We start from the raw sequence: 25,931 nt of genomic DNA, 5'->3' as shown, positions 1-25,931 counted from the left end.
CCTGGTGTGCAGCCGGACCACTGCCTCGTTCCGCTCCCTGCTCCGGTCGGCCAGCTTGCGGTCCCGCAGCCAGGCATCGGCGTACTCGGGGGCATCCGCGGGTACTCCGCCGGCAACTCGCGGATCGCCGGCTCCACCGCGTCCACGATCGAGCCCTTCGGCACCCGCCGGTACCTCGGCGGATCGTCGCTGGCCACGGCACGCCGCACAGTGTTCCGGGCGATCCCCAGATGCTGCGCGATCCCCTTGATCGACATTCCCTCCGCACGGTGGAGCCGCCGGATCTCAGCCCAGTCCTCCACACCGATCACCTCTTCCACCTGACTCCCATGGAGCCAGACTGATCACTTGATCACGGAAGGGGTCACTTTTCATCGACCGATAGGGGGTCACGGTTCAAAGCACGCCGACAGTCAAGCCCGAGCGCGAGCGTGACATCAGCCGCTGACACCAGTAGCAGCGATCTACGACGGTCGACCGCGAATCAAGTTCGCAGGGATTCCGGGACGAGAGCCGGAGTTGCCAGTGCCGGAAGTACCGATAGACCGACCTGATAAGGATGAGGCCACAGGTTCAAGTCCTGCGGCCAGCCAGGTGCCCGCTCCCCCTTCCAGGGGCGGCGGGCTATGGCTGCTTTCTCCGCAGGACGTATGTACTGCGGGAGTCGGGGTCGCCGAAGAAGAAGTAGAGCTCCAACTCTTCCCTATTGTCGCGCCGCAACTCGAACGTCCACGTGTAGGCATCAGGGGCCGGGGCACGTTCGGTCAGCTCGTCGCGCGGCTCAGCCGGACCCGGCGCGCGAGTGGCCGATGCCGTGCGCGAGGTGAGAGCCACGCGGACATGCTGACCGTCATTCCATCCCATGCGCTCGTCGGTCAACTCCCACGTCCCCGTGCCCGACAGTCGCCACCTGTCGTCGAAGTCGAATTCCTGTCCGTCCAGGAGGTGGATGACGGCCTTTCCATCAGGCCGGAGAGTGACCTCCGTGTGGTCCACGCAGAGCCACGAACCCGCAATGTCCGCCCGCTTCGCGTCACGCAGTGCGGGTACCTCGTCGTACATGTGTGGATTGCATCCCACCGATGCGAGCAGACAGGCAACAAGACTCACCGTCCGGCACCTTGCCAGGCCAGGTGACTTGGTCTTCACAATCCGCCCCCCGTCGCGGCACCACGAATGACTGCGGTTCGACCAGCCGTCGAGCACATGCCCGTCATCCTGCCAGCACTAATGAACATGTTCAATTTCTTCGTCAGGCTACGCGCGTGAGTGCGTGCGGCCGGCCTCCCATGCGCAGGTCCGTCCGGTGGACCGTGCCACAACCACGTCAGATCTGGCGGGGATTCAGTGGGAACTACGACAGCTGACAGGGGATGCGACCAGCCTCGGCCAGAGTCGGCGAGCCACAGGTCAGCGCCCAACTCGTCCCACCTCGCTCCTAAAGCGGTGCCGCAGGTTCGAATCCTGCCGGGGGCACAGACAGAAGGGCCGGCTCAGGAGGGGTTTCCTCCTGGGCCGGCCCTTCGCTGGTCCAGGCGCCGTGCCACACGCGTGCCCCTACGTCCGCTCGGCGCCCTCTTCGGAGGAGCCCGAAGCCGCTCCCCCACCGCCCCGGGTCACGGCCCCGAGCCGGTCGGCGATGACTCGGCCAAGGTCACTGGCCATGTGCTGATGGATCAGCGCGGCCCGCGAGCTGCTGTGCCCCATCCGCGTCATCAGCTCACGCGTACGGGCCCCGGCCGCGGAGGCCGGTGTGGAGCACGAGCAGCCGGTAGCGCGGCGCGATGGAGTCGGTGACGGCGAAGGCCGATGGTGAACTTCGACTCCGCCACGTGCACGGTCACGGACCGACTTCACACGAGGCTGTGGCGGCGGGCCCGCAGGCCGCAGACCGCGCAGACCCTGTACCTCTTGGGGGTTGAGCGGGTTGGACTTCCCCGATGCGCTGCGGGACTTGGCCGAGCGGAGCGCAGTCGTCTGGATGTTCTGTCCACAGAGGTGGGTGACGGGGCTCTTGGCTCAGGGATCTCAAGGTGGGTGAGGGCCTTCTGGCTCGATGTGGATTGCCACATCCGCACCTACGACCAGAAAGGCCCTCGTGCCGCACCGCTGACCGAAATCCGGGGGCGCCGCCCCGTGTCTGGCGCTCTGGCCGGGTGACGCTAGGGCAGCCGCTTCTCGTAGTTCTTGTCCTCGTCGGAGTCGTAGACCAGCTTGCTGTCGGCGTCATAGCCCTTGATGCGCGGGGCCATGGTGACCTGCTGGTTCAGGACATCAGCGGCGACGAACCAGCCGTGATCCAGGGCGGCCTGGGTGGTGGCGCCGCCGTAGGAGACGGTCACCCGGGCCACTGACGGCTCGACGGTGCCGATGACACCCCACCGGAACGGTAGCTTCCAGTTGCCACGGTCGAGGATCGACTGCTGGTAGAGCTTGCCGCCGTTGATATCGGCCATCACGGGGCCGGCGCCCGGCACATCGTCGGAGCCCACGTCGGTGTTGAGGCCGTTCGCCTCGCCGTCCTTCACCTTGCAGATCAGTCGGGTCTGCTTCGGTTGCTCCTTCACCGCGACGACGTACATGCCATCGCCGGGCGCGTTGGAGTCGCCGATGCTGTTCATCGCCAGGATGATCCGGTACTCCTCGGCCGCACCCAAGTCCGTGCGGAAGCCGGACGGGCCGCGTGTGTGCGACTGGTCGTACGCGAGGCACTTCTTCAGCCCGTCGACGGCCTGCCCGAAGGTGATCCCGTCGAGGAGCTGGCCCTCCGTGGCCGGCCGCGCCGGCGACGCGGACGGCGTCGGTGTCGGCGTCGCTGATGTCCGCGGTGTGGCGCTGACCGACGGTGTCGATGCCACCGTGTTCCCACCTGCATCCCCGTCGGCCAGCGCGTACGCCCCCACGGGCATCGCCGCCAGCGTCACCAGGACCGCCCCGGTCGCCGCGACCCGGCGTCGCCGCTCGATCGCGCCCCGGCGGTGGATCACCGGATACGGCACCGGCGCGGGCCGGATTGTGTTCGCGTCCTCGGCGAGCAGCTCGCGCAGCCGCTCCTCGAAGTCCCCGCCGGTTCCAGTCTCCTGCTGCTTCTGTTCCTCGTTCACCTGCTGCCTTCCCGCCCGGACGACACTCGGCTGCGGACAGGTTCGTCCACGACCTGCGCGAGCCCCGGATACGTACGCAACTTCGCCAGCGCCTTGGACGCCTGGCTCTTGACCGTGCCGGGCGAGCAGCCGAGCACCTCGGCGACCTCGGCCTCGGACAGGTCCTCCCAGTAGCGCATGACGATCACCGCCCGCTGCTTCGGCGGCAGTCCGGCCAGCGCCGTGAGCAGGGCGCTGCGCTCGTCGGCCCACGAGACGGCCTCGTCGCGCCCGGCCACCTCCGGCGGCACCGCGGTCAGAGCCTCCGTAACCCGCCGCTTGCGGAACCGGTCGCTGTTGCAGTTGACCAGTATCCGCCGGACGTACGCATCCGGTCTGTCGCTGCGCGAGACGCGCCGCCATGAGCGGTACGCCTTGGCCAGCGCCGTCTGAGTCAGGCCTTCGGCGTAGTGCACGTCGCCCGTGAGCAGATACGCGGTCCGTACGAGATGGGACCACCGCGCTCTGACGAATTCTTGGAACTCGGCCTCTTGTTTGGCCTGCATCAAGCACCCTCCCTCGCCCTCCAGACCACAGTCTCGGCGGATTCGGTTGCCCGGGATCCGGTGCCTCTTCGGTCAGGCGAGCGGGGCCACTGACAACCATCGGCCGGCACCGGAATGTCAAGCGTCTCCCGGGACCGGACAAGGCTCTCCGTCGGCGAGTTACAACCTTCTCCACGGGTTCGAGGCACCCGGCTCCGGCTGCGCCCGCGCCCCTGCCTTCGGCCCGCTCGGCGCTGCCACCGCCGACGCGCGCCCACGTGCGACAGGCCCGGCCGCGCTCTACGTCGCGGGGATCCTCCCCGCCTCGCGTACAGCCTGGGGCTCGTAGTCGCGTTTGGCCTCTGGCCCGAGGCGATCAGAGCGGCTCAGGCGTGCCCACGAAAGTGGTTCCGTGTGGTGCACCGGCACGGGGCCGCACATCAAAAGGTTACCCAGTTGCGCAATGTTCAAAGTATTGGATTGGGTTCAACATCGGTACGGCGCCCGGTATTGGTGCCGCGTTCATGTCCTGCTCCTACCTTTGCCTGGCCCGGCCTGTCCCGGTGCATCGCCCAACGTCCGAGGAGAGCAGTCCGCACATGCGCAGCAGACCAACCAAAATCCTGGCGGTTCTCGCCGTGACCGGTGCACTTGCCGCCAGCACCGCGGCGACCGCCAACTCCGCGCCCCAGCAGGGCGGCAACGGCAAGAAGCCGGAGATCCGTAACGTCATCTACCTGCTCGGCGACGGCATGGGCCGTACCCATGTCACCGCCGGGCGCGAGCGCTACTACGGCGCCGAGGGCAAGCTGAACATGGAGCGGCTGCCGAGCTATGGCGCGGTGGCGACGTCCGCCGTCGAGAAGGGCAGTGACCGGCCGGCGCTGGTCACCGACTCCGCCAGCGCGGCCACCGCGTGGTCCTCCGGTGTGAAGACGTACAACGCGGCCATCGGCGTCGACTCGTACGAGAAGAAGCTGCCCACGCTGATGGAGCAGGCCAAGAAGTCGGGCTTCGCGACCGGCAACGTGTCCACCGCCGAGATCACCGACGCCACCCCGGCCGCCCAGATGAGCCACGCTCTGCTGCGCGGCTGCCAGGGCCCGGTGTACTCCGACGCGGCGTGCCTGCCGAAGAAGGACGACGGGTCGTACGAGAACAAGCCCGCCGACAAGACCCTGATCACGCCGATCGCCCAGCAGATCGCCCGTAACGGCACCGCCGACGTGATCTTCGGCGGCGGCCTCGCACGCTTCGCGCCGGACGACCAGAAGGCGCTGGGGTCGCAGGGCTACCAGGTGCTCGGCAGCTTCGGCGACCCTGCGCTGCCCGCCCAGACCGCTGAGAGCCAGAAGGTCGCGACCAAGGCCGATCTCGACAAGGTCAAGGGCGGCAAGGTCGTCGGACTGTTCAACCGCGGGAACCTGACGGTCGAGAAGTCCAAGGCCGAACTGCCCGCCGGCGCACCGGAGAAGAAGGAGCCGACGCTCGCCGAGCTGACCAAGAAGTCGATCTCGCTGCTCGACGGCCGGTCCAAGAAGGGCTTCCTGCTCCAGGTCGAAGGCGCGCTGATCGACAAGCGCTCGCACGCCAACGACGCGTCGCAGACCCTGGGCGAGATCAAGGCGTTCGACGACGCGGTCAAGGCCGCCACGGACTTCGCGAAGAAGGACGGCCACACCCTCGTCGTCGTGACGGCGGACCACGAGTGCGCCGGCTTCAACATCATCGAGAAGGGCACCTTCACCAACGCCGAGGCGGCGGCCCCGCCGGCCAACAACGACTCGGGCAACACAGCCAACAACTCGGTGCCCGCGCGCTCGTCCTCGGCCAACGTCAAGGACCCGGCCCGCTCCTCCGGCATCGTCAACGGCTCGGGTGCCGGCGATGCCAAGAACTTCGGCCCGGCCACCTTCCGTACCCCCGACGACCCGGCGGGTGTGAAGGACGGCAGCGAGGACGCCAGCCTCTGGCTGACCTACCTGTCCGGTAACCACACCGGCGCCGATGTGCCGATCTACGCGTACGGACCGGGTAACAGCGCCTTCGCCGCCAGCCAGGACAACACCGAGCTCTACAGCAAGATGTACCGCTCGCTGTTCGGCACCGCACCGCACGGCCACTGACCCTCACTCAGCCACGCGACCGGGGCCGGGAGGGGACGCCCCTCCCGGCCCCGGGTCGTTCGTATCCCAGGAGGATGTCCGATGAGACACCCGATCCGCATCACGACGGCCGCCGCGCTGGGCGCTGTCGCGCTGACCGCTCTCACGGGCTGCGGCACCTCCGCGGGGACCGACCCGGGCAAGGGCGACCCGCTCGCGGCCACCACCTCGGTCACCGCCCTGCCCCTGCCCCCTCCCCGTTCCGCGCCGCCCCCGGCCGCGACGCTCCCGGCGCCGCCCGAGCAGGGCGAGGTACGTGTCGAGGAAGGGCCGTTCACCGACCGCGTCCGGCTCACGCGGCTCACGCTCACCGGCGGGTCCGCCGTCAGCGGGCATCTGGCCATTACCTCCGACGTCAGCGATGTGCTCGCGCTGGAGCTGAGCGCCGCCTATTACGATTCCAAGGGTCGTTTCATCGGCACCGGCAGCTTCCAGTACCAGGAAGAGGGGCAGGACGCAGAAGGCGGCCATCACCACGACGGACCGCGCGCGGCGGGCGAGGGCATCGACTTCAAGGCGCCCGCCACCAAGCTCACCGGCACCGCGGCGGCCGCCGTCGTCTCCGTCCCCGTCCTGGTCAACGAGTAGCCGGGCGTCCAGCATCACTGATCACCCGGAGGCCGGCCGGAACATGGCGAGCGTCGTGGGCTCCCATCCCGACCACCTTCGGACCGGGCAGGGTCGAGCAGTCGCGAGCGGGGCGTCAGCCGACGGCCGGTGTCCGCAGCACGTCCCCGTACAGGCGGAACAGGCGCGGCATGGACGTGGAGTCGCCCCCTTCGGGCCGTGCCTGCAGAAGGCGGGTCCAGCAAGTGGCGGTGAGTTCTCGGGCCCGGCTGCCGGGCCAGGGCCGGGGAAGCAACTCGGGCGGCAGCAGCGGATCGGGCTCCATCGCACGGGTGAACTCGGCCGCGAGCTCGACAGCCATGGTCAGTCGCTCGGCATCCGAGAGCGCCTTGCCGCTCTCGATCTCGGCGAGGCAGGACTCGGCGAGGCCGGCGAGCCGGTCGTACCGGTCCGCGATCTCCGTCAGCGGCCACAGAGCCGCCGCCAGGTCGGCCGGCTCGTCGACGGTGCCCATGCGCAGGTCGTTGCTGGTGAGGAAGGTGACGGCGTCCAGGACGTCCAGGTGTCGCGCCTCGGCCTCGACGAGGTGCTCGATGGGGTTGGCGCCTGCGTAGAAGCCGCCCTGGACGGGTGCGGTACCGAGACGGAGGAGGCTGTCGCGCAGGGCGTCCCGGGCGGCTCGTCTGGCCTCGGGGACGGCGAAGGCGAACAGGTGCCAGGTGCCGTCCCACGGAGCGAGTCCATGGTCCTGGCGGTAGGCATGACGTACATGGGCGGCGTCCGGGGCGATGGAGCCCGTGGCGTCCCGGGCGGCCCGCAGCACCGCTTTGCGTCCACGGCCCTCGTGGGTGAACCGACCCTCGGCAACAAGGCGTTTGATGCACAGCCTGACCTGCTGGTCGGTCATGCCGAGGATGCCGGCGACCGCGTAGAGCTCCCCCGCGTCCACCGTGCCGTCCTCTCGCACGAGGGCGTGCACCAGCAGGCGGGTCGGGACCTCCGCCCTGCCTCTTCCGGCGTTCATCGTTCCTCCCGGCTGTCCGCCACCGTGATGGGACGGTACATGGTCGTCACCGCCGAGAATCCCATCAGGTCGCGCAGGTAAGGCGTGCGCTCGGTGCGCGCCGCGGCGAAGCCGTGCCGTTCGTAGAGGGCGCGGGCCCGCGGGTTGACGTCGATGACATCCAGCCGGATGCGCCGGCAGCCGTGGCCGGCGGCAAGTGCGGCCACTTCCGTCAGCAGCAGGCTCCCGATTCCGCGTCCGCGGTGCACCGGGCTCACGGCGATGCCGTCCATCACGAGCTCGTGTGCCGCCGGGGTGCGCGAGAGCAGGGCGAGGAGCATCAGTCGCGGCAGCCCGCGAAGTGTCCCGTACGTGGAAAGCACGTCCCGGGCACCGCCCCCGGTGAGCGCGCGCCCACCGAGCTGGTATCCGGCCACGCCGACCACTTCGCCGTCGATGAGCGCGGCGACGCCGCGGTCGTGGTGGAGGTGCGCCGCGATGAACTCCCTTGCGGTTTCGGGTGGGTTGAGGGCCGGGCCGAGCTTGCGGCCGAAGGCATCCCAGTAGAGCTCCGCGACGCGCACCTCGGCGCCTTCGGGAATCCGTCGGCGCACCACCGGCCTGCCGTGCCCCATGGGGCTGTTCCCATGGTTCGTCATCGCTCCTCCTCGCCCGGGGGCCGTCGCCTCAGCTTGCTCGTTCGAGTGTAATACGTTCACATCCACAACGAACGTTCAAGGTTGGATAGCCATGGATGAGAGGTTGCGTCGTCCGGGAAGCGTGCCGAGACAACGAAGCCGCGCGGTGCAGGGCGGCGAAGGCGGCAGCCGGGGCGGTTGCCGCGGGGACGGGCGTCATGGCTTCGGGGTCCGGTCGGGCCGGGCCGGCCGGGAGGCCGATGCCCGGTCCGCCGCCAGGTTCCCCACGGAGTCCGCGTAGTACGCCGACCCCTCCAGATGGAAGGCGAGTTGGCGGAAGGTCCACCCCGTTCCGGGCGACTCGTCGAGCTGGTCGGGCGTCAGGGCGTCCAGACGGTTCGCCCAGATCCTGGCCAGCCGGGTGAGCCTGCTGCGCGCCTCGTCGAGGTCGGCCTCGGTGAACGGGGCGAGGTCCGCCTCGGTGGTGGTCGCCGAGGCGTGCCAGTGGTCGGGCTGTGTCTCCTCCCCCACGAGTCTGGCCTCCATCTCCGCGAGATGGTCGACCATGTGGTCGGCGACGCGGCGGATCGCCTTGTGCGGGGTGTAGATCCGGTCGTCGGCGGGGACGGGGCGGCCGTCCCAGGCGGTCCAGGTCGCGGCGAGGGCCAGGACGTGGTCGACCATGGCCGTCAGGATCTGCGCGGGGTCGCGGTCGTCCGTCGCCGGGGCGTCTTCGAGGATGTCGGGGGCGTCATGGATATCGGGGGCGCCGGGTGCGTCGAGTACGTCCGGTGTCTGCTTCGTTTCCGTCATGGTCCGACGCTAGATCCGGGAAGCTTCGGTCCCGGCCGAACCGTTCCGGACGCTTCCCTGGTTCAGGACGACGTGACGTCCTTCGATCTCGGACGGCGGCCCGGCGAGGCGCAGTTCGGGCACCAGTAGCCCTCCTGCTGGATGAAAATCCATCCGAGCTCCTCGATGTACGGGGAGGCAACGGTCGCACTGTGCAGCACATGGCCGAACAGGTCGGTCTCGATGTCCGGCGGCGGCTCCGCGATGACCAGGTCGAACACGGCCCGTGCCCGGCAACCGCTGCGATCGCACGCGAGGTAGAACCGCACAGGGCCGGGCGGCTCTCCGTCTGTGGTCAGGCTCATACGACAACTATGAAGGCGGGGTCGGCCCCACGGGGCGTTTCCCGGCCATCGAGCCATCGAGCCGCCGAAGCCCCGAACACCCCGAACCCCCGAACCGGATCAGCGGCAGGGAACCTTCGACTGCGCCGCCACGTGATGCGCGGGCGCCGCTCGGCACGAAGACGGTCAGGGCGCACTTCCGGTAGCCGTCGCCCAGGTGCCGGGTGCAGGTGTTGCCCCGGTCCTCGTCCGGGCTGCCGGACATGGGTACGGCACTGAATCCGCCGTCGCACGAACTGCCCGATCGGCTCGCACGAGCCGGGCCGCGGCGGCGGCCGGATTCAGCGCAGTTCCTCCGGGCACGGCGTGCCGGGTGACAGCTGGTAGGGCGCGGCCAGCCGGTACACGCCCGGCCGCGGCGCGAGCAGTTCCGTCCACTCGTCGCCGTACTCGTTCTCCTCGACCTTGTTCAGACAGCCGTTGGTGTTGACGAAGGTCCGCGGGCTGCTCTCGTCCTCGCGCTGCTTGGACTCCTCGGTCTCCTGCGGCCGCTCCAGGCTCTTGCCCTTGTCGTCGACCAGGGCGAGCCAGCGCGAGTACGGGATACGGATCAGGATCCGGCCGGGCGTCTTCACATGGATGGTCAGCTCACCCGCCTCTGCCCGGTCCACCGTGGCCGGCGGATCGGCCAGCGGCACCGGACTGTCGACCTCGAAGAGCCGCCAGTTGGCGTCCGACCAGACCGGCTTCAGATACGGCAGCCCCCGGTCGACCAGCTCCGCCTCCTGCACCGCGCCGGTGGAGTCCGGTGTCCCCTTGGGCAGCACCACGTAGTGCACCGCCCAGCGGTCGAGCCACTCGCGGTAGCCGGCGCTGTTCAGGGTGCCGTCGTAGAAGAGCGGGTTGCGCTCCATGTCCGCCTGGCGGTTCCAGCCACGGGCCAGATTGACGTACGGCGCGAGCGCGGACGCCTCCCGGTGGCTGCTCGCGGGCACGACCTCGACCCTGCCGCGCTCCGCGCCTACTTCTTGCAGCTCGTTGACCAGCGGTGCCAGCTCACGCGTCCAGGAGGCTGCGGGGGCGGTCCGGACGATGTCGTCGACGCCCTTGAAGCCGATCCAGAAGTTCAGCCCGACGAACGCGAGAACCAGCGCGTACCAGCGCTGGGAGCGCGGCTCCGTGTACGGCAGCGCGGCGAGCAGCACCACACCGGCGAACAGCATCGCCATCCGCGTCACGTTCGAGCCGATCTGCGAGTCGACCACATAGGTCAGCAGCGTCCCGACGCCGTACACGCCGGCCGCGGTACGGACCGTCTTCCAGTCGCGCGGTACGAGGACGAAGACGAGGACGGCGAAGAGGAACGGCAGCGACAGGGTCGCGATCGACATCGGCTGCGTACCGGAGAAGGGGAACAGCCACGCGCACAGGGCCACGACCGCGACCGGGGCCAGGCCCAGCGCGTACGCACCGGGGCGCCGCTTGTTCAGGAAGAGCGCGGCGGCGACCACCCCCAGGAACAGTCCGGCCACGGGGCTGCTCGCCGTCGCGAGCCCGGCGAGCGGGGCGGCGACGGCCGCCTTCGCCCACCGCTTGTACCGCCAGCGGTACGGCCAGCAGAACACCGCGGCCACCGCACCCACCGCGAACATCATGCCGAGCCCGAACGTCACCCGCCCGGACAGGGCGTTGCACAGATACGCGAACACCCCGGCGAGCGAGCAGGCGAGCGGATTGCGGACGGCCCGCACCCGGACCAGGATCAGCGCGGTCAGCGCCGCCGACACGGTCCCGGCGACCATCATCGTCGTACGCACGCCGAGCACCGACATCAAATACGGCGACACGACGCTGTACGAGACGGGGTGCATGCCCCCGTACCAGGCGAGGTTGTACGCCGTGCCGGGGTGCCGGCCGACGAATTCGGCCCAGGCGTCCTGGGCCGCGAGGTCGCCGCCGCTGTTCGCGAAGAAGAAGAACCAGAGCACGTGGGTGACCGCGGCGGCCGCCGTCGCGATCGTCACCGGGTGCCGAAGCAGTCGCTCGGCGCGGGCCCGCCGGGACGGGGCGGTGCGTGGCTCGGGGGCGTCCGGGGCGGGCGCGGCTGTCCGCGTGTTGCCGCTGCTGCCCCTCAGGCCTGTGCTGTCGGCCGCCTCCTGGCCGGGTCTCGGCTTCGCGGTGGTCACTACGGCTCTCCCCGTCTCCGCCGGCCCCGTATCCCGTACGCCTGTGAGGACGCCTTCCGGGCATCCTTGAGTTGCTCCGGGACGCTAACACGTACGCAGTCGGGAAGAGGGTGCCGGGATCGGCACCCTCTTCCCGTTACCGGGCGGTTTCGGCCATCCGGCCGGTCAGCTGATCCGGGTCAGCTTGGACCCGAACGTCGGCTCCGCCAGATCGCTCTGCAGCGCGACGGCCACCTTCACCTGGCTGGTGCCCTCACCCACGGTGAGCGTTCCGACGTGGGTGCCTGCTGCCGCCGAGTGCGGGATGGTCTTTCCGTCGTCGGTCAGTTCGATCCTGACCGTGAGACCGGGCCAGCCGACCGCCGACACGTCCTTGGTCGCGACCACCGGGGTGCTGCCGCCCAAGCCGTCGGAGACGGTGCCGACGACATCGCCCTTCTTCACGACCTTGGCGCTCGTCAGCAGATCCTGGGTGGCGACCATGGCTTCCTTGCTCACCGCGTTGACGGTGTCGATGATGGCGGGCTTGTGCTGGCCCAGCACGGCGCCGACGATCAGCTGGTCGGTGTCGCCGACCATCTTGTGCGCGGCGAAGAGCAGGTTGCCACCGGCCTTGGTGGTGGAGCCGGTCTTGATGCCGAGCGCGCCGTTGTACGGAACGAGAGTGTTGTAGTTCCGCCAGTTCTTGCCCGACGGGTCGGTCCACGACGGCCGCTTGGTGATGTCCATCAGCGCCGGGATCTCCACCAGCTTCTGGCCGAGCTTCACCTGGTCCTCGGCCGAGCTCACCGTGGTCGCGTTGAGGCCGGACGGATCGGTGTAGGTGGTGTTTGTCATGCCGAGCGACTTGGCGGTGTCGTTCATCTTCTCGACGAACGCCTTCTCGGAACCCGCGTCCCAGCGCGCCAGCAGCCTCGCGATGTTGTTCGCGGAGGGGATCATTATCGCGGAGAGCGCCTCCTCCTCCGTGAGCTTGTCCCCGGCCTTCACGGTGTTGAGCGTCGACTCACCCTCCGAGTCCAGCTTGCCGTCCGACTCCGCCTTGGCGTCGATCTTGATGGAAGGGCCCTTCTCGCCCCTCTTCAACGGGTGGTCCTTGAGCACGATGTACGCGGTCATCGCCTTGGCCACGCTGCCGATCGGTACGGGCTTCTGCTCGCCGAACGAGTCCACCGTGCCCAGGCCGGTCGCCGCCATGTAACCCTGGCCCTCGCCGGGCCACGGCAGGGACGGCTTGCTGCCCTTGAAGGTGTACGTCGGCTTCGCCGACATCTGGAGCGCGGGCTCCGGAAGCGGGCGCACCATCTGCGCGACCGCAAAGATGATCAGCAGCAACAGGACCAGCGGGGTCCAGATCTTGACCCGGCGGACAGCGGTGCGGACCGGCGTCTGAGGCGGCGGAGGCGTGTTCGTCAGCTCGGCCAGCAGGTCGAGCGGCGGCTTGGGCGGCATCGGCTGCTGCGTGGTCCGCTCGGCTCCGGAGAGGGAGGCGGCGGCGGGCGGCGGGCCGGGCGTCGAGGCGGAGGCGGCTACCGGTGCCTCGGGCTTGCGGGGCGCGGGTGCCGGTGCCGGTCGTATGTCGTCCCCGCGCAGCGGTACGAACTTGCTGGTCCGCTCGGCGGCGGACTCGGGCTTCGACTCCGCGCCCGAATCCGGCTTCGAGGTGGGCGGGATGATCTTCAGTGCGGTCGTCGGCTGGTCGACCTCGGCCGCGGCGGGCGCCCTGAAGACAGCGGTCGGCTGATCGATACCGCGCTTGTCCTCAGCGGTGTCCGGCTTGCCCGGCTTACCCGCCTTGCCTGCCTTGCTGTCCGCGTCAGCAGTGTTCGCAGCGTCGGCTTCTGACGCTGCGGCGTCTTCGGAGTCCTCCGCGTCCTCGGATGCGTCGTCGGACGGCTCGTCTGCGCCACCAGCACTGGCATCGGCTTCGGCAGCATTCGACGCAGTCGCCTTGCCCGAGGCTCCGCCGGCCGGAGCGACCGGCTCAGACGCATCGCCCTCCGCCACGGCGTCGGTGTCCGCGTCCGCGTCCGCGTCCGCGTCGGGCGCAGTCTCGTCCTCGGACGTGGCGACCTTCGCGTCGTCGTCACCCTTCGGGCCCTCGTCGCTCTGGTCGTCGCCCTTCGTCACCCACGCAGTGACCGCCGCACGCAGCCGTGTGTCGCCCTCCTCGGGCGCAGCGGCATCAGCGGGCTCGGTGACGTGCTCGACGTCCGCGCCCTCCGAGGACTCGGCGACGTCCGCGCTCTCCGCGCTCCCCGCGCTCTCCACGTTCCTCGAGGGCTCAGCAGCCTCGGAGGACTCGTCGGAGGACTCAGAGGCCCCCTCCGGGCCCTCAGCGGCCTCTCCTGCCCCCTTGGCGTCCTCTGCGCCCTCAGCGCCCGAGGAGCCTTCCGCAGCCCCAGAGGCCTCCGGCTGCTCCGGGCCCCGGCCGTCCTCAGCGTCCTCGCCGCCCTCGCCGTTCTCGGACGGCCGCGTGCGGAAGACGGCCGTCGCCGAATCCGCCTTGACGCTCTCGCCGTCGCTCGACGGGACCGGCCCCGTGCGGAAAACGGCCGTCGCCGTGTCCGTCCCGCCGCCGGCTTCGGCCCCGGCGGACGGTTCGCGGAAGACGGAAAGCCGCGGATCACTCTCACCCCGGGCCGTCCCCGACGACTTCTGCTGCTTCGACCTGTCGGGGGACTCGCCCGCCACCGATGCCTCCTCCATGCGGCGCGGGGACATCCCCGCGCTGTCCGAACCATCTACCAGTGTCCCGTGTGAACCACCGGCCCGGCTGCTAGACGAGAACGACATACCTACTGGTTCCCGCACAAAGCCCCCAGGCGCCCTCGACAGACCAATGTGAGAGGGGTCACCCTGTCATTCATCCACGCGGGGAGGCATGGATGGGCAGGAGCCGCAGAACAATTCCGGAGGAGCTTCTGCTGCTCGCTCTGGACCCGGCCACGGGTACCACAGCGCAGCCGCAGTCGCTCGACCTCGGCCTCGCCGGAGCTCAGCTAGTGGAGCTGGCTCTGGCAGGACGGATAGCCCCTGACGGGGATCGTATCGCCGTGGTGATGCCACGGCCGACAGGAGATCCGACTCTGGACTCCGCACTGGAACTGCTGCGCCGACGCGGCAGCCCGGTTCGGGCGGTCCACTGGATTGGCGGGCCCCGGCTGGGGCTGCGTCAGATCTACCTCGCTCATCTGGAGCGATGCGGCATGGTGCATGCCGTGGCGGGCCAGATGTGCGGAGTGCTGCCGACGACTCGCTACCAGGCGACGGACACGGCAATCAGCCGGGACATCAGATCCAGGCTGGACAGTGCGATCCGCACCGGCGTACCGCCGGACCCGCGGACCGCGGCGCTCGCCGCACTGGCCCACGCGGTCGGACTCGGCAAGCACCTGTATCCCGGGAACGAGGGGCGTTCATCGCGCTCCCGGCTGCGGGACCTGATCAGACACGACCCGATGGGCGGACTCGTGGCGCATGCCGTGATGGACGTCCAGAACGGGGCGGTCGCACAGCCGCGCCGTAACCAGGCGGCCGGAGTGCCGTTGCAACCGCAAGTGCAGTCGCAGTCGCGCCGCGGCAGCATGGCGCACACCGCGGCCCACTAGGACCGCACCCGTCGCCACACGCACCACACGTACCGCAGCACCAACCGAATACCGCCGCGCCGTCGTCCCCAAGACCCGGTTCGGGAGCCGCACCAAGCGCGGGGCAGCCGGAATCACGGCTGCCCCGCGCGCCTGCGTGTCGCCATTTCCCAGCGCGGCCGGGGGCATGGGTGGCAATCTGCTCAGCAGTAGATACGCACAGCTACACAGCCGGAGGTGCCGTTTCCGTGCCGTCCAACGTCAATCCCACCGTCAGGCGACGCCGGTTGGGCCAGGAATTGCGCCGACTGCGCGAACTCAAGGGCATGACGGCCGAGGAGGTGGCGGAGCGGCTGCTGGTCTCGCAGTCGAAGATCAGCCGCCTGGAGAACGGCCGCCGCTCCATCAGCCAGCGCGATGTACGCGATCTCTGCGGGGTGTACGAGGTCGAGGATCGCCGGATCGTCGACTCGCTCATGGAGATGGCCAAGGACTCGCGTCAGCAAGGCTGGTGGCACGCCTTCGGGGACATCCCGTACAGCGTCTACATCGGTCTGGAGACCGATGCCGAGTCGCTGCGGGTGTACGAACCCCAGGTGATCCCCGGCCTGTTGCAGACCCGAAGTTACGCCGAGTCGCTGATCCGCGGCGCGTTGCCGGAGGCCCCGCCCGCCGACATCGACAAGCGCGTCAGCGTCCGGGCCCGCCGCCAGGACCGGATCACCTCCCCGGAAAATCCGCTGCGACTGTGGGCGGTGATCGACGAGTCCGCGCTGCACCGGCTGGTCGGCGGCAAGCAGGTGATGATCGAACAGTTGGAGCAGCTGGTCGAGCTGTCGCACCTGCCGCATGTGACCGTGCAGGTACTGCCGTTCGAGATGGGCGCGCACCCCGGCATCAACGGGCAGTACGCCATTCTGGAATTCCCGGACGCCGCGGACTCGAGTGTCGTCTATATCGAGGGCGTCACCAGCGACCTGTATCTGGAGAAAGCCAATGATGTGCAGCGGTACAGCGTCATGTACGAGCACTTGCGGGCACAGGCGTTGAATGTGGAGCAGACCCGGCACTTCATCAGCGACATCGTGAAGGAGTACGCCGGGCGCTCGGGCGCGTAAAACCGGACAGCCCACAAAGTCCGGTTTGCGGGAAATGAAGCGATGTTACGGGAGGGGTGGCGGTAAGGTACACCGCCGCCCGCCAGTAATGGAAGACTTTGCTGATTCATACCATCCGGTCGAGTGAACGCCCCCTTCACTCACGAGACTTGGCGAGTAGCGTCGATCACGCCAACCGGAACGCTGTTGGTGTCTTTCACACGACTCTCTGAACCGGAGTGAACATGGCCATTCGTCAGGGTGCTACGGACAAGTGGACGAAGTCCTCGTATTCCGGGGGCAACGGCGCCTGCGTCGAAGTCAAGTCCCCTCTCGCGCAAGCTATTGCCGTACGCGACTCGAAGGCCCCCGAGGGCCCTTCGATCACGTTCGTCCCCGCCGCATGGAACGCCTTCGTACGTGACGTCGGCACGGGTGCCGTCGACGCCTGACCGGCGCCTTCCACCGTTCGCATCGCAGCATCGATTCCGGTGCTGCCGGTAGCCCTCTCGACTGGTCCGCCGTCCTGGCCGAGAGGGCTCGATGCCCGGCCCGGAGAATGCCCGGCCCGGAGAATGCCCGACGCGGAGAATGATTGACCCGGAGAATGTTTGTTTGACCGGGAAATACCCGGCCGGAAAATGCCCGCCCCGGAGATCCGGGGCTCTCAGCGCAACTGGTCGACATGGAGATCGGTGCCGGGCACGGTAGGAATGAACGGCGCCACCAGCTCGACCCGCCCCAGGCCGGATTCCGCGACCGCCGCGTCGAGCCCGGTGAAATGCTTCGCCCAGCAGTCCCGCGGGTCCTCCTGGAGGAACCACAGCAGGGTCAGCCGGGTATCGACACCCTCGACCTGCTTCACATAGGTCATCCGGTCGCCCGGTAGCGGCGTGGGGCGAAAGACGGTCACCATCGCCGCAGGGGAGCCGCCCAGCCGCTTCGGCAGATGCCGTGAGCGCAGCCATTCCAGCAACTCGGCCCGCTGCTGCTCCCCTTCGGCGTCGATCACCTGAAGGACCAGCCCGCGATAGGGGTGGTCGAGTGCGTGGAAGTCCCGGGGCCCTGCGGCGCCGTCCCGGTAGACCGTCGCCTCGTGGTCCTGGAACGCGGTGAACACATGGGTGCGGTCCTGGTAGACCCGGCCGTCCCGGTTCAGCCGCTTGTTGATCCCGACGGTCCACTTCATGTGGTCGTCGTAGCGCCCGTCCGTCACCCAGTACGTCGACAGATAGCAGCCGGCGCCGACCGGCTGCGCGACCGCGGACTTCTCCGGGTAGCGCAACTCCTGGAGCTCCCGGGTGGCCACCCAGCGCCGCCCGGCGAACATCCAGGGCATCGCCATCGCGCCTGCGTAGTAGTGATCGTCTTCGTACCAGCGGTTGTACGCGTACTCATGGCCCGGGTGCGGTTCGACCATGGTGATCAGCGCGTGGCCGGGATGGACTCCGTACGGTCCCAGCGCGGCCAGTTCGGCGTAGGTGTCACTCCGTGTCTCGTCGCTCATGCCGTTCCCCTTCCGTACTCCGCAGCGGCGTCCTACTCTGACGCCCCGTCAGAAGAACTGCCAGAGCCGGGAGGCCACCGATGTTGCTCGCGGGGAAGACCGTCATCGTGTCCGGGGTGGGCGCCGGGCTCGGGCACCAGGTCGCGGCGACGGTCGTACGGGACGGGGGCAGCGCGGTACTCGGGGCGCGTACCGCCGCGAATCTCGCCAAGTCGGCCGCGGAGATCGACCCGGAAGGCCGGCGCACCGCCCATCTGGCCACCGACATCACGGACGAGGCGCAGTGCGAGGCGCTCGCCGCACTGGCGCTGGAGCGGTTCGGACGGATCGACGCGGTGGTCCATGTCGCCGCCTGGGACAGCTGCTTCGGCGGAATCGAGGACGCCGACTTCGCCACCTGGCAGTCGGTCATCGACGTCAATCTGCTCGGCACGCTACGGATGACCCGCGCCTGCCTGCCCGGCCTCAAGGAGCGGGGCGGCTCGGTGGTCGTCATCGGCACACAGTCCTCGGTGGCCGCACCGTCCCAGGTGCAGCAGGCGGCGTACGCGGCCTCGAAGGGGGCGCTCACCTCGGCGATGTACTCCATGGCACGGGAGTTCGGCCCGCACCGGATCCGGGTGAACACGGTGCTGCCCGGCTGGATGTGGGGACCGCCGGTGCAGGCGTACGTACGGTTCACGGCGCACACCGAGGGGGTACCCGAGGCCGAGGTACTGGGCAGGCTCACCGAGCGCATGGCGCTTCCGGACCTTGCCACGGACGGCGATGTGGCCGAGGCCGCCGCATTCCTGGCCTCGGACCGGGCGCGGGCGATCACAGGGCAGTCCCTGCTGGTCAATGCCGGCGAGCTGATGCGGTAGGGCCGGTCCAACGGACCAGCTCAAAGGACCGGTTCACAAGACCGGTTCGTAAGGCCGGTTCACAGGGCCGGTCCACAGGGCCAGTTCTCCTCCTTCTCGGCCGCACGGGACCCGCATCCCGTGCGGTCTTTCTGCGCTCCTCGGTACTCCTGACGCTCTGCACAGCCTGACGAAGTGCCCGCTCATCGTGTGGCCGCCGTCATGTTCGCGACAACGCTCACGTGAGTCAAGAACAAGCAAAATCGTTCGACTTGCTGATCCGTGTTCACATCCCTGATCGCGAAAAACCTTGACCGGGGACCGGGCAGGCGGTTCAATCCCCGAAGTCCCCGCTCCCGCACGGGGCCCCGCTGAGCGGCCGTACTGACGAAGTGCGAACTCGTTCACAAGGCGGACCCCAGGAGGGGGCACATGAACAGTCTCGACTGGGTCGTGCTCATCGGCTACTTCGGCGTGATGATCGCGATCGGACTCTGGTCCCACAAGCGTGTGGACAACGTCAGCGACTTCTTCACGGCCGGCGGCAAGATGCCGTGGTGGCTGTCCGGCATCTCGCACCACATGTCCGGCTACAGCGCGGTGATGTTCACCGGATACGCCGGTATCGCGTACCAGTTCGGCGTCACGTCGTTCGTGACCTGGTCGCTGCCGATCGCCATCGGCATCGGCATCGGGGCCCAGCTCTTCGCACCCCGGCTCAACCGGCTGCGCTCACGGCTGCATGTCGCGTCCCCGCTCGAATACCTGAAGAACCGCTACAACATCCAGACCCAGCAGGCGCTCGCCTGGTCCGGTCTGCTGCTGAAGATCGTGGACGTCGGCGCCAAGTGGGCGGCCATCGCCACCCTTCTCTCCGTCTTCACGGGCATCTCGATCACGCAGGGCATCTTCATCACCGGCTGCATCACCGCCGTCTACTGCACGGTGGGCGGCCTGTGGGCCGACGCGCTCACAGAACTGGGGCAGTTCGTCATCCAGCTCTTCGCCGGCGTCGCGATGCTCGTCACCGCCATGGCCGAGCTCGACGGTGTCAGCACCCTGTGGACGGTCTGGGACAAGCTGCCCGAGGGCCACACCGACCCGACGGCCGGCCCGTACACCGTGACCTTCCTGCTGGCGTACCTCTTCATCAAGACGTTCGAGTACAACGGCGGTATGTGGAACCAGGCCCAGCGCTACATGGCCACGGACTCCGCCGCCTCGGCCAAGCGCTCGGCCCGGCTCTCCGCCGTGCTGTGGCTGGTCTGGCCCACGGTCCTGTTCTTCCCGATGTGGTGCGCCCCACTGCTGGTCCACGCGCAGAAGCCGGACGCCTCCGACAGCTACGCCCTGATGACCGAACAGCTGCTGCCGCACGGCCTGCTGGGCCTGGTCGTCGTCGGCTTCTTCTCGCACACGATGGCCATGTGCTCCTCGGACGCCAACGCCATCGCAGCCGTCTTCACCCGGGACATCGCCCCGGTCCTCTCGAAGGCGGCCCGCACCTGGAGCAGCCGCACGGGTCTGCTGGCGGCCCGGGTGTCCACGCTCGGCTTCCTCGGTCTGTCGATGGCGCTGGCCACCCAGATCAACTCGCCGACGTTCAAGGACATCATCTCCGTCGTGATCAAGTGGGTCGCCGGTCTGATGGGCCCGATCGCGATTCCGTTCATGCTGGGTCTGCTGCGCAGGTTCCGCAAGTCGGGTCCGACGGCGGCGCTCACCAGCTGGGCGGCGGGGCTGCTGGCGTTCTACTTCACCAACTACAACTTCGACGGTTCGGTGAAGACGGATGTCGCGCTGCAGTACCAGGTGGCGCTGCCGCTGGCGATCTCGCTGGTCCTCTACATCCTGATCGGCTTCATCAAGCCGGAGGACACCCCGGAGCGCGACGCGATCATCGAACAGATCAACTCGGACGGCGACGGTGGCGGCGCGGGCGCCGGAGCGACGGTTCCGGCGCAGGCACAAGCCGGTTCCGGGGACGCCGCCGTCGCGGAGGGCGTGAAGGACTGACGCTCACGGCTGTACGGAAAGGGACGAGGGGCGGGGCACGGACGCGGCGGTGTCCTTACCCCGCCCCTCCTGCTCCTGTTGCGGCGGTGTCCGTACCTCGCCCCTCCTGCTCCTGTTTTCGGGGCTCAGCCGCGCGGATAGCGGGTCAGCCAGCCCGGTGCGGCGGCCGCCGGGCTGTGCAGGGCGGGGCCCTGCGTCATTTCCATCGCGAAGTCGTCGGCGAGTTCCAGGAGGGTGGCCCGGCCCTCCAGTTCGGCGAGCCAGGCCGGCGGCAGCGCGGTCTCGCCGTGCAGCGCGCCGAGCAGCGCCCCGCACAGGGCTCCGGTGGCCGCGGAAGGTCCACCGTGGTTGACGGCCAGCCGCAGCCCGTGCCGCACGTCCTCGCCGACCAGGGCGCAGTACACGGCGACGGCGAGGACTTCCTCAGCGGCGTCCGTGGCGCCCAGCGACTCGATCAGGGCCGGTCCCGGAATGCCCTGGCGTACGGTGCCGAGTGCCTGTTTCAGCGCCTCGGTGACCGGTTCGTGCCCCGGGCGCTCGACGAGCAGGGCCAGGGCGTGCTGGACGGAGCCGTCCAGGGTCTCGCCGCGGGCCAGCCCGTGCACCATGACGGCGAGGGCGCCCGCGGAGAGCAGGGCGGTGGGGTGGCCGTGGGTCTGGGCGGCACATTCGACGGCCAGTTGGAGGACGAGCTGGGGCTCCCAGCCGACGAGCAGCCCGAACGGGGCGGACCGGGTGAGGGCCGCCGAGTCCCGTGCGGTGGGGTTCTTGGGCGTGTCGAGCGTGCCCATGGTGGTGTCGCCGAGGCCGGTGAGGCATTCCCGGGTGGGGGCGCGGCGGGCGTAGAGCCACTCCTGCAGAGCGAGCCAGCCGTTGTCCTTACGGCGTTCGTCGGGCCCCCAGTCCCGCTGGGTGGCGGCCCAGCGCAGATGGGCGCGGTGCACATCGGTGGGCGGATGCCAGGCGCCGGTGTCGCGGCGGACCTGGGCGCGGATCAGCCCGTCGACGGTGAACAGGGTGAGCTGCGTGACGGCGGTGACGCGGCCGCGCCCGCCGTGCGCGGGCACGAAGTCGGTGATGCCATCGGCGCCGTGTGCCGCCCGGATCTCTTCGAGCGTGAGCCCGTCGGCGCCCGCGCCGAGCGCGTCCCCGATGGCCCCGCCCAGCAGCGCGCCGCGCACCCGGCTGCGGAAGTCCTGCTGCTCGGCACGGCCCCAGACAGCTGTGGTTCGCGTGGTCACCGTGGTCACCGTGCCCCTTTCCCCGTCGGCCCGCCCGGTGCGACTGCGCAGCACTGTAATCGAATGGGAACGGTGAGCTGTGGGGCTGAACCGTATGTACGGAGTAGATCCTGCGATCACTTTTGAACGGCATTCTCCGGTGATTTCCGGGTCCTGGAGCGGCAGCCACCCGTGAGCCGTAGTGGCTCTATGGTGAATCCATGGCCACTACGACCATTCAGGTGCCTGAGGAAACGCGCGACCACCTCGCCCAGTTGGCCGAGGAACGCGGGCTGAGTCTGGGCCGGCTCGTCGGTCAGCCGGCCGCCCAACAGCCCACCGCGGCCCAGATCTCCGAGCGTGTCGCCACTACCCGCAAAGTGCTGCGTGACCGCATGGGCTGCACCCTGACCGATGAGGAGTTCGATCAGGGGCCGGACGTCCTGGCCAACGTGTATGCGATGGCAGCCGAGAAAATGCACGCCCGACGGCGCGACAACAACTGCGTCGAGGTAGCCCGCAACTTCCCCGGCCTCGTCCCCGTACGCGACAGCAAGACCCCCACCGGCCCCGCACTCGTCATCACCGCCCCCGCCTGGGCCGCCTTCGTGGGGTTTGTCGCCGGTCACTGAGCTCGGCGTTCAACGCTCCGCCCGTGGTCAGCCCGTCGACCGCGGGCTTCGCCGTTCTCCGGACAGCAGGGAGCGTTGCTTCTCCGTCGCTGAACACGCCGTCGAGCGTCAACTGGACGATGCGGGCAGGGGAGGCCGGTGTGCGCGGTCAGCGCCATCCCCGTCGTCCGTGGAGGGCGCGCGCACCGGTCTGCCCGGCCGAGCCGGGTGCCGTCGGTCAGCGTCTGACGATCCTCACCCTGCCCGCCGAAGCCGGACAGAGCGACGCGCAGAGGCCCGGTCCAGCGCGCGATCGCCTTCCGCAGGCCTTGATAAAGAAACCTTGACAAAGAAATCTTTCTAAAGATACCTATAGATGGTGACTGGAGACCGAGCCGATCAGGCACGTGAAGCATGTAAAGCCCGTGAGGCCCACGAGCAGCGCACCGGCGTGCCGGATACGCCGGTGCGGGAGACCGTACTCAGCGACCCCCGCGCATTGCGCGCGTATGCGCACCCCACGCGGATGCGGCTCGTCGGAATGCTGCGCCGGGAGGGGCCCTCCACGGCCACCAGGGCCGCCGAGCTGATCGGCGAGTCCGTCGCCAGCTGCTCCTACCACCTGCGCATGCTCGCCAAGTACGGGCTGGTCGAGCAGGCCGGCGGCGGGCAGGGCCGGGAGAAACCGTGGCGAGCCGTCGCCAAGTACACGTCGTGGCCGGCGCACTCCGACGACACGGCCGTGGACGAGGCGGCGGTGGCGCTGAGCACAACGGTGGCCGAGCTGTACTTCGAACGCCTGACGCGTGCCATGGAACAGCGTCATCGGCTGCCGCGCGAGTGGCGGGAGGCGGAGGAGTTCGGCGACCACCAGCTGTATCTGACCGCCGGCGAACTGGTCGAGCTGCGCGAGCAGATCAGCGAACTACTGAGGGCGTACGACGGGCGCAACGACGATCCGGCGCTGCGGCCCGAGGGCGCGCGCATCGTGGAGTTCCTGCGAATCGCCCACGTGGCTCCCGAGGACGCGCCGTGAAGCGGCCTCAGGCGCTGATACCCGCGCTGCTGCGGGACCGGGCGTTCCGGCGGTACTGGACGGGACAGGCAATTTCACTGGCGGGGGACCAGATATCGCTGATCGCCATCCCGCTCGCCGCCGTGCTCGTCCTGGGGGCGGACGCGGCGGAGATGGGCTGGCTGAAGGCCGTCGAGCTGCTGCCCGCACTGCTGTTGAACCTTCCGGCGGGGGCCTGGGCCGACCGGTGCGGGCGGCGCAGGGACGTCATGATCGCCACCGATCTGGCACGAGCCGTGCTGCTGGTCTCGCTCCCGGTGGCGTACGCGCTGGACGCCCTCACGCTCTGGCAGCTGTACGGCGTGGCCTTCGGGATCGGTGCGCTGACGGTGCTGTTCGAGGTGTGCAACGCGACACTGTTCGTGTCGCTGGTGTCGACCGAGCAGTTCGTGGAGGGTAATTCCCTGGTCAACGGCAGCCGCTCGATGGCCTGGCTCGCGGGTCCCGGTGCGGGCGGCGTGCTTGTGCAGATCCTGACCGCGCCCGTGGCGCTGCTCGCTGACGCACTCACGTACGTCGTCTCGGCCGGGCAGCTCGCGCGCATCCGGTCCGTGGAGCCGCCGCCCGTCGAGCGGGCCAAGGGACATTTCACGGCGGGGATGCGCTGGGTGTTCCGGGAGCCCTCGATGCGGGCGATGTTCATGGCGTCGGGCAATGTGCAGTTCTTCAACTACATCTTCCACACCCTCTTCGTGCTTTACGCGACACGTCAACTGGGCCTCAGCGCAGGCATGTTCGGAGCCGTGCTCAGTGTCGCGGCGGTGGGTGGGCTGATCGGGGCGGCGGTCAGTGGGGCGGTCGTCCGGAGGATCGGCGTCGGGCCGTCCATCGTCGCGGGGTTCGCCCTCTTCACCGTGCCGCTGATGCTGGTGCCGCTCACGGGCGGGGCATTGCCGGTGGTGCTCGGGACGCTCCTCGTCGCCGAGTTCGTCTCCTGCGTCGGCGTGATGTTCGTCGACATCGCGGCCGGTTCGCTCCAGATGGCGCTCATACCCGACGCACTGCGCTCTCGCGTGACGGGCGCCTACCGAACCCTGAACCATGGCTTCCGGCCCCTCGGAGCCCTGGCGGGCGGGGCGCTGGGGGAGGCGGCCGGGCTGCGGACAGCACTGTGGGTGGGCACGGCCGGGGCGGTGCTGAGCGTGGTGTGGATCCTGTGCTCCCCGGTGGCCGGGATCCGAAAGCTACCAACTCGTAGTGCCGTGTCGGGCAACGATTGCCCTGTTGTGATGTGACGCGCCGCATGGGTTCTACAGAGGCCGGTGCGGGGGCTTCACGTAGAGGACTCCGGCCAGTGCCTGGCCGCCGCCGAGACCGGTCCCGAGCACCAGTGCCCAGACGGCGGGCGCGGACGCGGGCGCGGTCAGCAGGCCCACGTAACCCGCCGCACAGATCAGGATGATCGCGACGATGTGCGGACGCTGATCGCTCCGCGCGGCCGCCGGCGCCGGGACGGTGAAGCCGCCGACGGCGACTCCGAGACGCGCCGCCACCGGCCCGTCCCTCCCGTCGGGCCGGTACGCCTCGCGGCCCCGGCGGGCCCATGCGCCCGCCCCTCCCGGGGGAGGCCGGTCGCCCCGGTGCGGGCGCCGAGGTGCGGGCCGGGGGTCCCGCACCTACGGTGACCAGAAAGGGCCTGCCCGGTCGCTGGGTCGCCCGGCCGCCGGGGTGGTCGGATCTCCCTTCGCGCCACCGCGGCGCTCCGCCCCCGTCCCGCCGCGCCGCGCCGACAGAACGCCTCCCAGCCTTGGAGACCCCGTGAATTCCTGTGCTCCGGCCACCGTCCACCACCGCACGGCGCAGATCGACGGACTCGACGTCTTCTACCGGGAGGCGGGCGACCCGGCGGCACCGACCGTCGTCCTGCTCCACGGCATGCCCACCAGCTCCTTCATGTTCCGCGACCTGATCCCGCTCCTGTCGGACCGCTATCACGTCGTGGCTCCCGACATGATCGGCTTCGGGTTCTCGTCGGCACCGGCTCCCGACGCCTTCGACTACACCTTCGACTCCCTGGCCGAGATGGAGCACCGGCTCCTCGACGAGCTGGGCATCAGGACGTTCTCCCTGTACGTCCAGGACTACGGAGCCCCCATGGGCTGGCGGCTCGCCCTGCGCGACCCCGACCGGATCACCGCGATCGTCAGCCAGAACGGAAACGCCTACGAGGAGGGCTTCGTCCCCTCCTTCTGGGATCCGCTGTGGGCGTACGCACGGAACCCTGACGACGAGTCGCTGGCCGGGCCGCTGCGCCGCAGCCTGGACCTCGACATGATCCGCTGGCAGTACGTCCACGGGGTGGCGGACCCCGAGACGGTCAGTCCCGACACCTGGCACCACGACCACGCGATGGTGAACCGGCCGGGCAACCCCGAGATCCAGCTCAGGCTCTACGCCGACTACCCCTCCAACGCACGTCAGTACCCGGCGGTGCAGGAGTACTTCCGCACCAGCCAGGTACCCCTGCTCGCCGTCTGGGGGCGCAACGACGAGATCTTCGGCCCGGCCGGCGCGGAGGCCTTCCGCCGCGACCTGCCGACGGCCCGGGTGCACCTCCTGTCCGGCGGCCACTTCCTGCTGGAGAGCCGGCTGCACGCCGTGGCCGACCTGATGCGCGGCTTCCTCGCCGGCGTCACCGAACCCGCCTGAG

General features: G+C 69.4%; 23 protein-coding genes and 1 pseudogene. 11 read left to right on the top strand and 13 right to left on the bottom strand.

Going from position 1 to position 25,931, the window contains the following annotated elements:
* Positions 1 to 89: 89 nt before the first annotated feature.
* The 4 genes and pseudogenes from GA0115254_RS06005 to GA0115254_RS05985 form a co-directional block, all read right to left on the bottom strand.
* Positions 90 to 311: pseudogene (locus GA0115254_RS06005) on the bottom strand (helix-turn-helix domain-containing protein); the annotation flags it as partial.
* Between the two features lie 313 nt (positions 312 to 624).
* The gene (locus tag GA0115254_RS06000; RefSeq protein ID WP_256102413.1) at positions 625 to 1,062 is read right to left on the bottom strand and encodes a hypothetical protein; all 438 of its coding nucleotides are present in this window, start codon (positions 1,060 to 1,062) and stop codon (positions 625 to 627) included.
* Between the two features lie 1,100 nt (positions 1,063 to 2,162).
* A complete protein-coding gene (locus GA0115254_RS05990; protein WP_093894232.1) occupies positions 2,163 to 3,104 on the bottom strand; it encodes a hypothetical protein in 942 nt (313 codons plus the stop codon).
* Positions 3,101 to 3,649 carry a SigE family RNA polymerase sigma factor gene (locus GA0115254_RS05985; RefSeq protein WP_093894231.1) on the bottom strand — a complete coding sequence of 183 codons (549 nt, stop codon included), beginning with the start codon at positions 3,647 to 3,649 and terminating at the stop codon, positions 3,101 to 3,103. The genes GA0115254_RS05990 and GA0115254_RS05985 overlap by 4 nt, the downstream gene beginning before the upstream one ends.
* 578 nt (positions 3,650 to 4,227) lie before the next feature.
* Here GA0115254_RS05985 and GA0115254_RS05980 point away from each other — a divergent pair.
* Both GA0115254_RS05980 and GA0115254_RS05975 read left to right on the top strand, forming a co-directional pair.
* Positions 4,228 to 5,754: an alkaline phosphatase gene (locus GA0115254_RS05980; RefSeq protein ID WP_093894230.1), complete on the top strand. Its 1,527-nt coding sequence runs from the start codon at positions 4,228 to 4,230 to the stop codon at positions 5,752 to 5,754.
* An 81-nt stretch (positions 5,755 to 5,835) separates the two neighbouring features.
* On the top strand, positions 5,836 to 6,381 hold the full coding sequence (locus GA0115254_RS05975; RefSeq protein ID WP_093894229.1) for a hypothetical protein: 546 nt from the start codon (positions 5,836 to 5,838) through the stop codon (positions 6,379 to 6,381).
* A gap of 115 nt (positions 6,382 to 6,496) precedes the next feature.
* Here GA0115254_RS05975 and GA0115254_RS05970 read toward each other — a convergent pair whose 3' ends face one another.
* The 6 genes from GA0115254_RS05970 to GA0115254_RS05940 form a co-directional block, all read right to left on the bottom strand.
* Complete coding sequence (locus tag GA0115254_RS05970; protein WP_093894228.1) at positions 6,497 to 7,384, bottom strand: PaaX family transcriptional regulator C-terminal domain-containing protein; 888 nt, start codon at positions 7,382 to 7,384, stop codon at positions 6,497 to 6,499.
* Complete coding sequence (locus tag GA0115254_RS05965) at positions 7,381 to 8,022, bottom strand: GNAT family N-acetyltransferase (protein WP_093894227.1); 642 nt, start codon at positions 8,020 to 8,022, stop codon at positions 7,381 to 7,383. Before GA0115254_RS05965 ends, GA0115254_RS05970 begins: the two co-directional genes overlap by 4 nt.
* Positions 8,023 to 8,217: 195 nt before the next feature.
* The gene (locus GA0115254_RS05960) at positions 8,218 to 8,685 is read right to left on the bottom strand and encodes a hypothetical protein (protein WP_256102414.1); all 468 of its coding nucleotides are present in this window, start codon (positions 8,683 to 8,685) and stop codon (positions 8,218 to 8,220) included.
* A 191-nt stretch (positions 8,686 to 8,876) separates the two neighbouring features.
* Positions 8,877 to 9,158 (bottom strand): hypothetical protein, encoded by a 282-nt coding sequence (locus GA0115254_RS05955; RefSeq protein ID WP_093894226.1) that lies wholly within the window; start codon positions 9,156 to 9,158, stop codon positions 8,877 to 8,879.
* Positions 9,159 to 9,478: 320 nt separating this feature from the next.
* Complete coding sequence (locus GA0115254_RS05945) at positions 9,479 to 11,323, bottom strand: hypothetical protein (protein ID WP_093894224.1); 1,845 nt, start codon at positions 11,321 to 11,323, stop codon at positions 9,479 to 9,481.
* Positions 11,324 to 11,488: 165 nt separating this feature from the next.
* Complete coding sequence (locus GA0115254_RS05940; RefSeq protein ID WP_256102412.1) at positions 11,489 to 14,047, bottom strand: D-alanyl-D-alanine carboxypeptidase; 2,559 nt, start codon at positions 14,045 to 14,047, stop codon at positions 11,489 to 11,491.
* 164 nt (positions 14,048 to 14,211) lie between these two features.
* Between GA0115254_RS05940 and GA0115254_RS05935 the strand changes: the two genes are divergently transcribed.
* The 3 genes from GA0115254_RS05935 to GA0115254_RS05925 all read left to right on the top strand — a co-directional run bounded on the left by GA0115254_RS05935 (position 14,212) and on the right by GA0115254_RS05925 (position 16,462).
* Positions 14,212 to 14,934 carry a GOLPH3/VPS74 family protein gene (locus GA0115254_RS05935; protein WP_093894223.1) on the top strand — a complete coding sequence of 241 codons (723 nt, stop codon included), beginning with the start codon at positions 14,212 to 14,214 and terminating at the stop codon, positions 14,932 to 14,934.
* A gap of 227 nt (positions 14,935 to 15,161) precedes the next feature.
* On the top strand, positions 15,162 to 16,031 hold the full coding sequence (locus GA0115254_RS05930) for a helix-turn-helix domain-containing protein (protein ID WP_093894222.1): 870 nt from the start codon (positions 15,162 to 15,164) through the stop codon (positions 16,029 to 16,031).
* A 224-nt stretch (positions 16,032 to 16,255) separates the two neighbouring features.
* Positions 16,256 to 16,462, top strand: coding sequence for a DUF397 domain-containing protein (locus GA0115254_RS05925; protein ID WP_093894221.1), 207 nt, complete (start codon positions 16,256 to 16,258; stop codon positions 16,460 to 16,462).
* A gap of 215 nt (positions 16,463 to 16,677) precedes the next feature.
* On the opposite strand, the gene GA0115254_RS05920 is transcribed toward GA0115254_RS05925, so the two are convergent.
* On the bottom strand, positions 16,678 to 17,517 hold the full coding sequence (locus GA0115254_RS05920; RefSeq protein ID WP_093894220.1) for a hypothetical protein: 840 nt from the start codon (positions 17,515 to 17,517) through the stop codon (positions 16,678 to 16,680).
* 80 nt (positions 17,518 to 17,597) lie between these two features.
* On the opposite strand from GA0115254_RS05920, the gene GA0115254_RS05915 reads away from it, so the two are divergent.
* Positions 17,598 to 18,380 (top strand): SDR family oxidoreductase, encoded by a 783-nt coding sequence (locus GA0115254_RS05915; protein ID WP_093894219.1) that lies wholly within the window; start codon positions 17,598 to 17,600, stop codon positions 18,378 to 18,380.
* Between the two features lie 411 nt (positions 18,381 to 18,791).
* On the top strand, positions 18,792 to 20,375 hold the full coding sequence (locus GA0115254_RS05910; RefSeq protein WP_093894218.1) for a sodium:solute symporter family protein: 1,584 nt from the start codon (positions 18,792 to 18,794) through the stop codon (positions 20,373 to 20,375).
* Positions 20,376 to 20,500: 125 nt separating this feature from the next.
* Here GA0115254_RS05910 and GA0115254_RS05905 read toward each other — a convergent pair whose 3' ends face one another.
* Positions 20,501 to 21,616 carry an ADP-ribosylglycohydrolase family protein gene (locus tag GA0115254_RS05905; RefSeq protein WP_093894238.1) on the bottom strand — a complete coding sequence of 372 codons (1,116 nt, stop codon included), beginning with the start codon at positions 21,614 to 21,616 and terminating at the stop codon, positions 20,501 to 20,503.
* A 440-nt stretch (positions 21,617 to 22,056) separates the two neighbouring features.
* On the opposite strand from GA0115254_RS05905, the gene GA0115254_RS44235 reads away from it, so the two are divergent.
* The 3 genes from GA0115254_RS44235 to GA0115254_RS05890 all read left to right on the top strand — a co-directional run bounded on the left by GA0115254_RS44235 (position 22,057) and on the right by GA0115254_RS05890 (position 24,516).
* A complete protein-coding gene (locus GA0115254_RS44235; RefSeq protein ID WP_176739996.1) occupies positions 22,057 to 22,227 on the top strand; it encodes a DUF397 domain-containing protein in 171 nt (56 codons plus the stop codon).
* A 445-nt stretch (positions 22,228 to 22,672) separates the two neighbouring features.
* Positions 22,673 to 23,242, top strand: coding sequence for a helix-turn-helix domain-containing protein (locus GA0115254_RS05895; RefSeq protein ID WP_256102411.1), 570 nt, complete (start codon positions 22,673 to 22,675; stop codon positions 23,240 to 23,242).
* A complete protein-coding gene (locus GA0115254_RS05890; RefSeq protein WP_093894216.1) occupies positions 23,239 to 24,516 on the top strand; it encodes an MFS transporter in 1,278 nt (425 codons plus the stop codon). Before GA0115254_RS05895 ends, GA0115254_RS05890 begins: the two co-directional genes overlap by 4 nt.
* Positions 24,517 to 24,531: 15 nt before the next feature.
* On the opposite strand, the gene GA0115254_RS05885 is transcribed toward GA0115254_RS05890, so the two are convergent.
* On the bottom strand, positions 24,532 to 24,774 hold the full coding sequence (locus GA0115254_RS05885; protein WP_093894215.1) for a hypothetical protein: 243 nt from the start codon (positions 24,772 to 24,774) through the stop codon (positions 24,532 to 24,534).
* 265 nt (positions 24,775 to 25,039) lie between these two features.
* On the opposite strand from GA0115254_RS05885, the gene GA0115254_RS05880 reads away from it, so the two are divergent.
* Positions 25,040 to 25,930, top strand: coding sequence for an alpha/beta fold hydrolase (locus GA0115254_RS05880; RefSeq protein ID WP_093894214.1), 891 nt, complete (start codon positions 25,040 to 25,042; stop codon positions 25,928 to 25,930).
* The last annotated feature ends 1 nt before the right edge of the window (position 25,931 follow it).

Origin of the sequence: Streptomyces sp. Ncost-T10-10d (genome assembly GCF_900091955.1) — a bacterium.
Classification (GTDB): domain Bacteria; phylum Actinomycetota; class Actinomycetes; order Streptomycetales; family Streptomycetaceae; genus Streptomyces.
The sequence above is the reverse complement of the archived record's forward strand: the minus strand, read 5'-3'. Positions and strand labels throughout refer to the sequence as shown.

Excerpts from the sequence above, each read along its gene's own strand:
- GA0115254_RS06000 (WP_256102413.1), bottom strand. The coding sequence starts at position 1,062 with ATGTACGACGAGGTACCCGCACTGCGTGACGCGAAGCGGGCGGACATT.
- GA0115254_RS05985 (WP_093894231.1), bottom strand. The coding sequence starts at position 3,649 with ATGCAGGCCAAACAAGAGGCCGAGTTCCAAGAATTCGTCAGAGCGCGG.
- GA0115254_RS05980 (WP_093894230.1), top strand. The coding sequence starts at position 4,228 with ATGCGCAGCAGACCAACCAAAATCCTGGCGGTTCTCGCCGTGACCGGT.
- GA0115254_RS05975 (WP_093894229.1), top strand. The coding sequence starts at position 5,836 with ATGAGACACCCGATCCGCATCACGACGGCCGCCGCGCTGGGCGCTGTC.
- GA0115254_RS05970 (WP_093894228.1), bottom strand. The coding sequence starts at position 7,384 with ATGAACGCCGGAAGAGGCAGGGCGGAGGTCCCGACCCGCCTGCTGGTG.
- GA0115254_RS05965 (WP_093894227.1), bottom strand. The coding sequence starts at position 8,022 with ATGACGAACCATGGGAACAGCCCCATGGGGCACGGCAGGCCGGTGGTG.
- GA0115254_RS05960 (WP_256102414.1), bottom strand. The coding sequence starts at position 8,685 with ATGGTCGACCACGTCCTGGCCCTCGCCGCGACCTGGACCGCCTGGGAC.
- GA0115254_RS05955 (WP_093894226.1), bottom strand. The coding sequence starts at position 9,158 with ATGAGCCTGACCACAGACGGAGAGCCGCCCGGCCCTGTGCGGTTCTAC.
- GA0115254_RS05940 (WP_256102412.1), bottom strand. The coding sequence starts at position 14,047 with ATGTCCCCGCGCCGCATGGAGGAGGCATCGGTGGCGGGCGAGTCCCCC.
- GA0115254_RS05935 (WP_093894223.1), top strand. The coding sequence starts at position 14,212 with ATGGGCAGGAGCCGCAGAACAATTCCGGAGGAGCTTCTGCTGCTCGCT.
- GA0115254_RS05925 (WP_093894221.1), top strand. The coding sequence starts at position 16,256 with ATGGCCATTCGTCAGGGTGCTACGGACAAGTGGACGAAGTCCTCGTAT.
- GA0115254_RS05920 (WP_093894220.1), bottom strand. The coding sequence starts at position 17,517 with ATGAGCGACGAGACACGGAGTGACACCTACGCCGAACTGGCCGCGCTG.
- GA0115254_RS05915 (WP_093894219.1), top strand. The coding sequence starts at position 17,598 with ATGTTGCTCGCGGGGAAGACCGTCATCGTGTCCGGGGTGGGCGCCGGG.
- GA0115254_RS05910 (WP_093894218.1), top strand. The coding sequence starts at position 18,792 with ATGAACAGTCTCGACTGGGTCGTGCTCATCGGCTACTTCGGCGTGATG.
- GA0115254_RS44235 (WP_176739996.1), top strand. The coding sequence starts at position 22,057 with ATGGCAGCCGAGAAAATGCACGCCCGACGGCGCGACAACAACTGCGTC.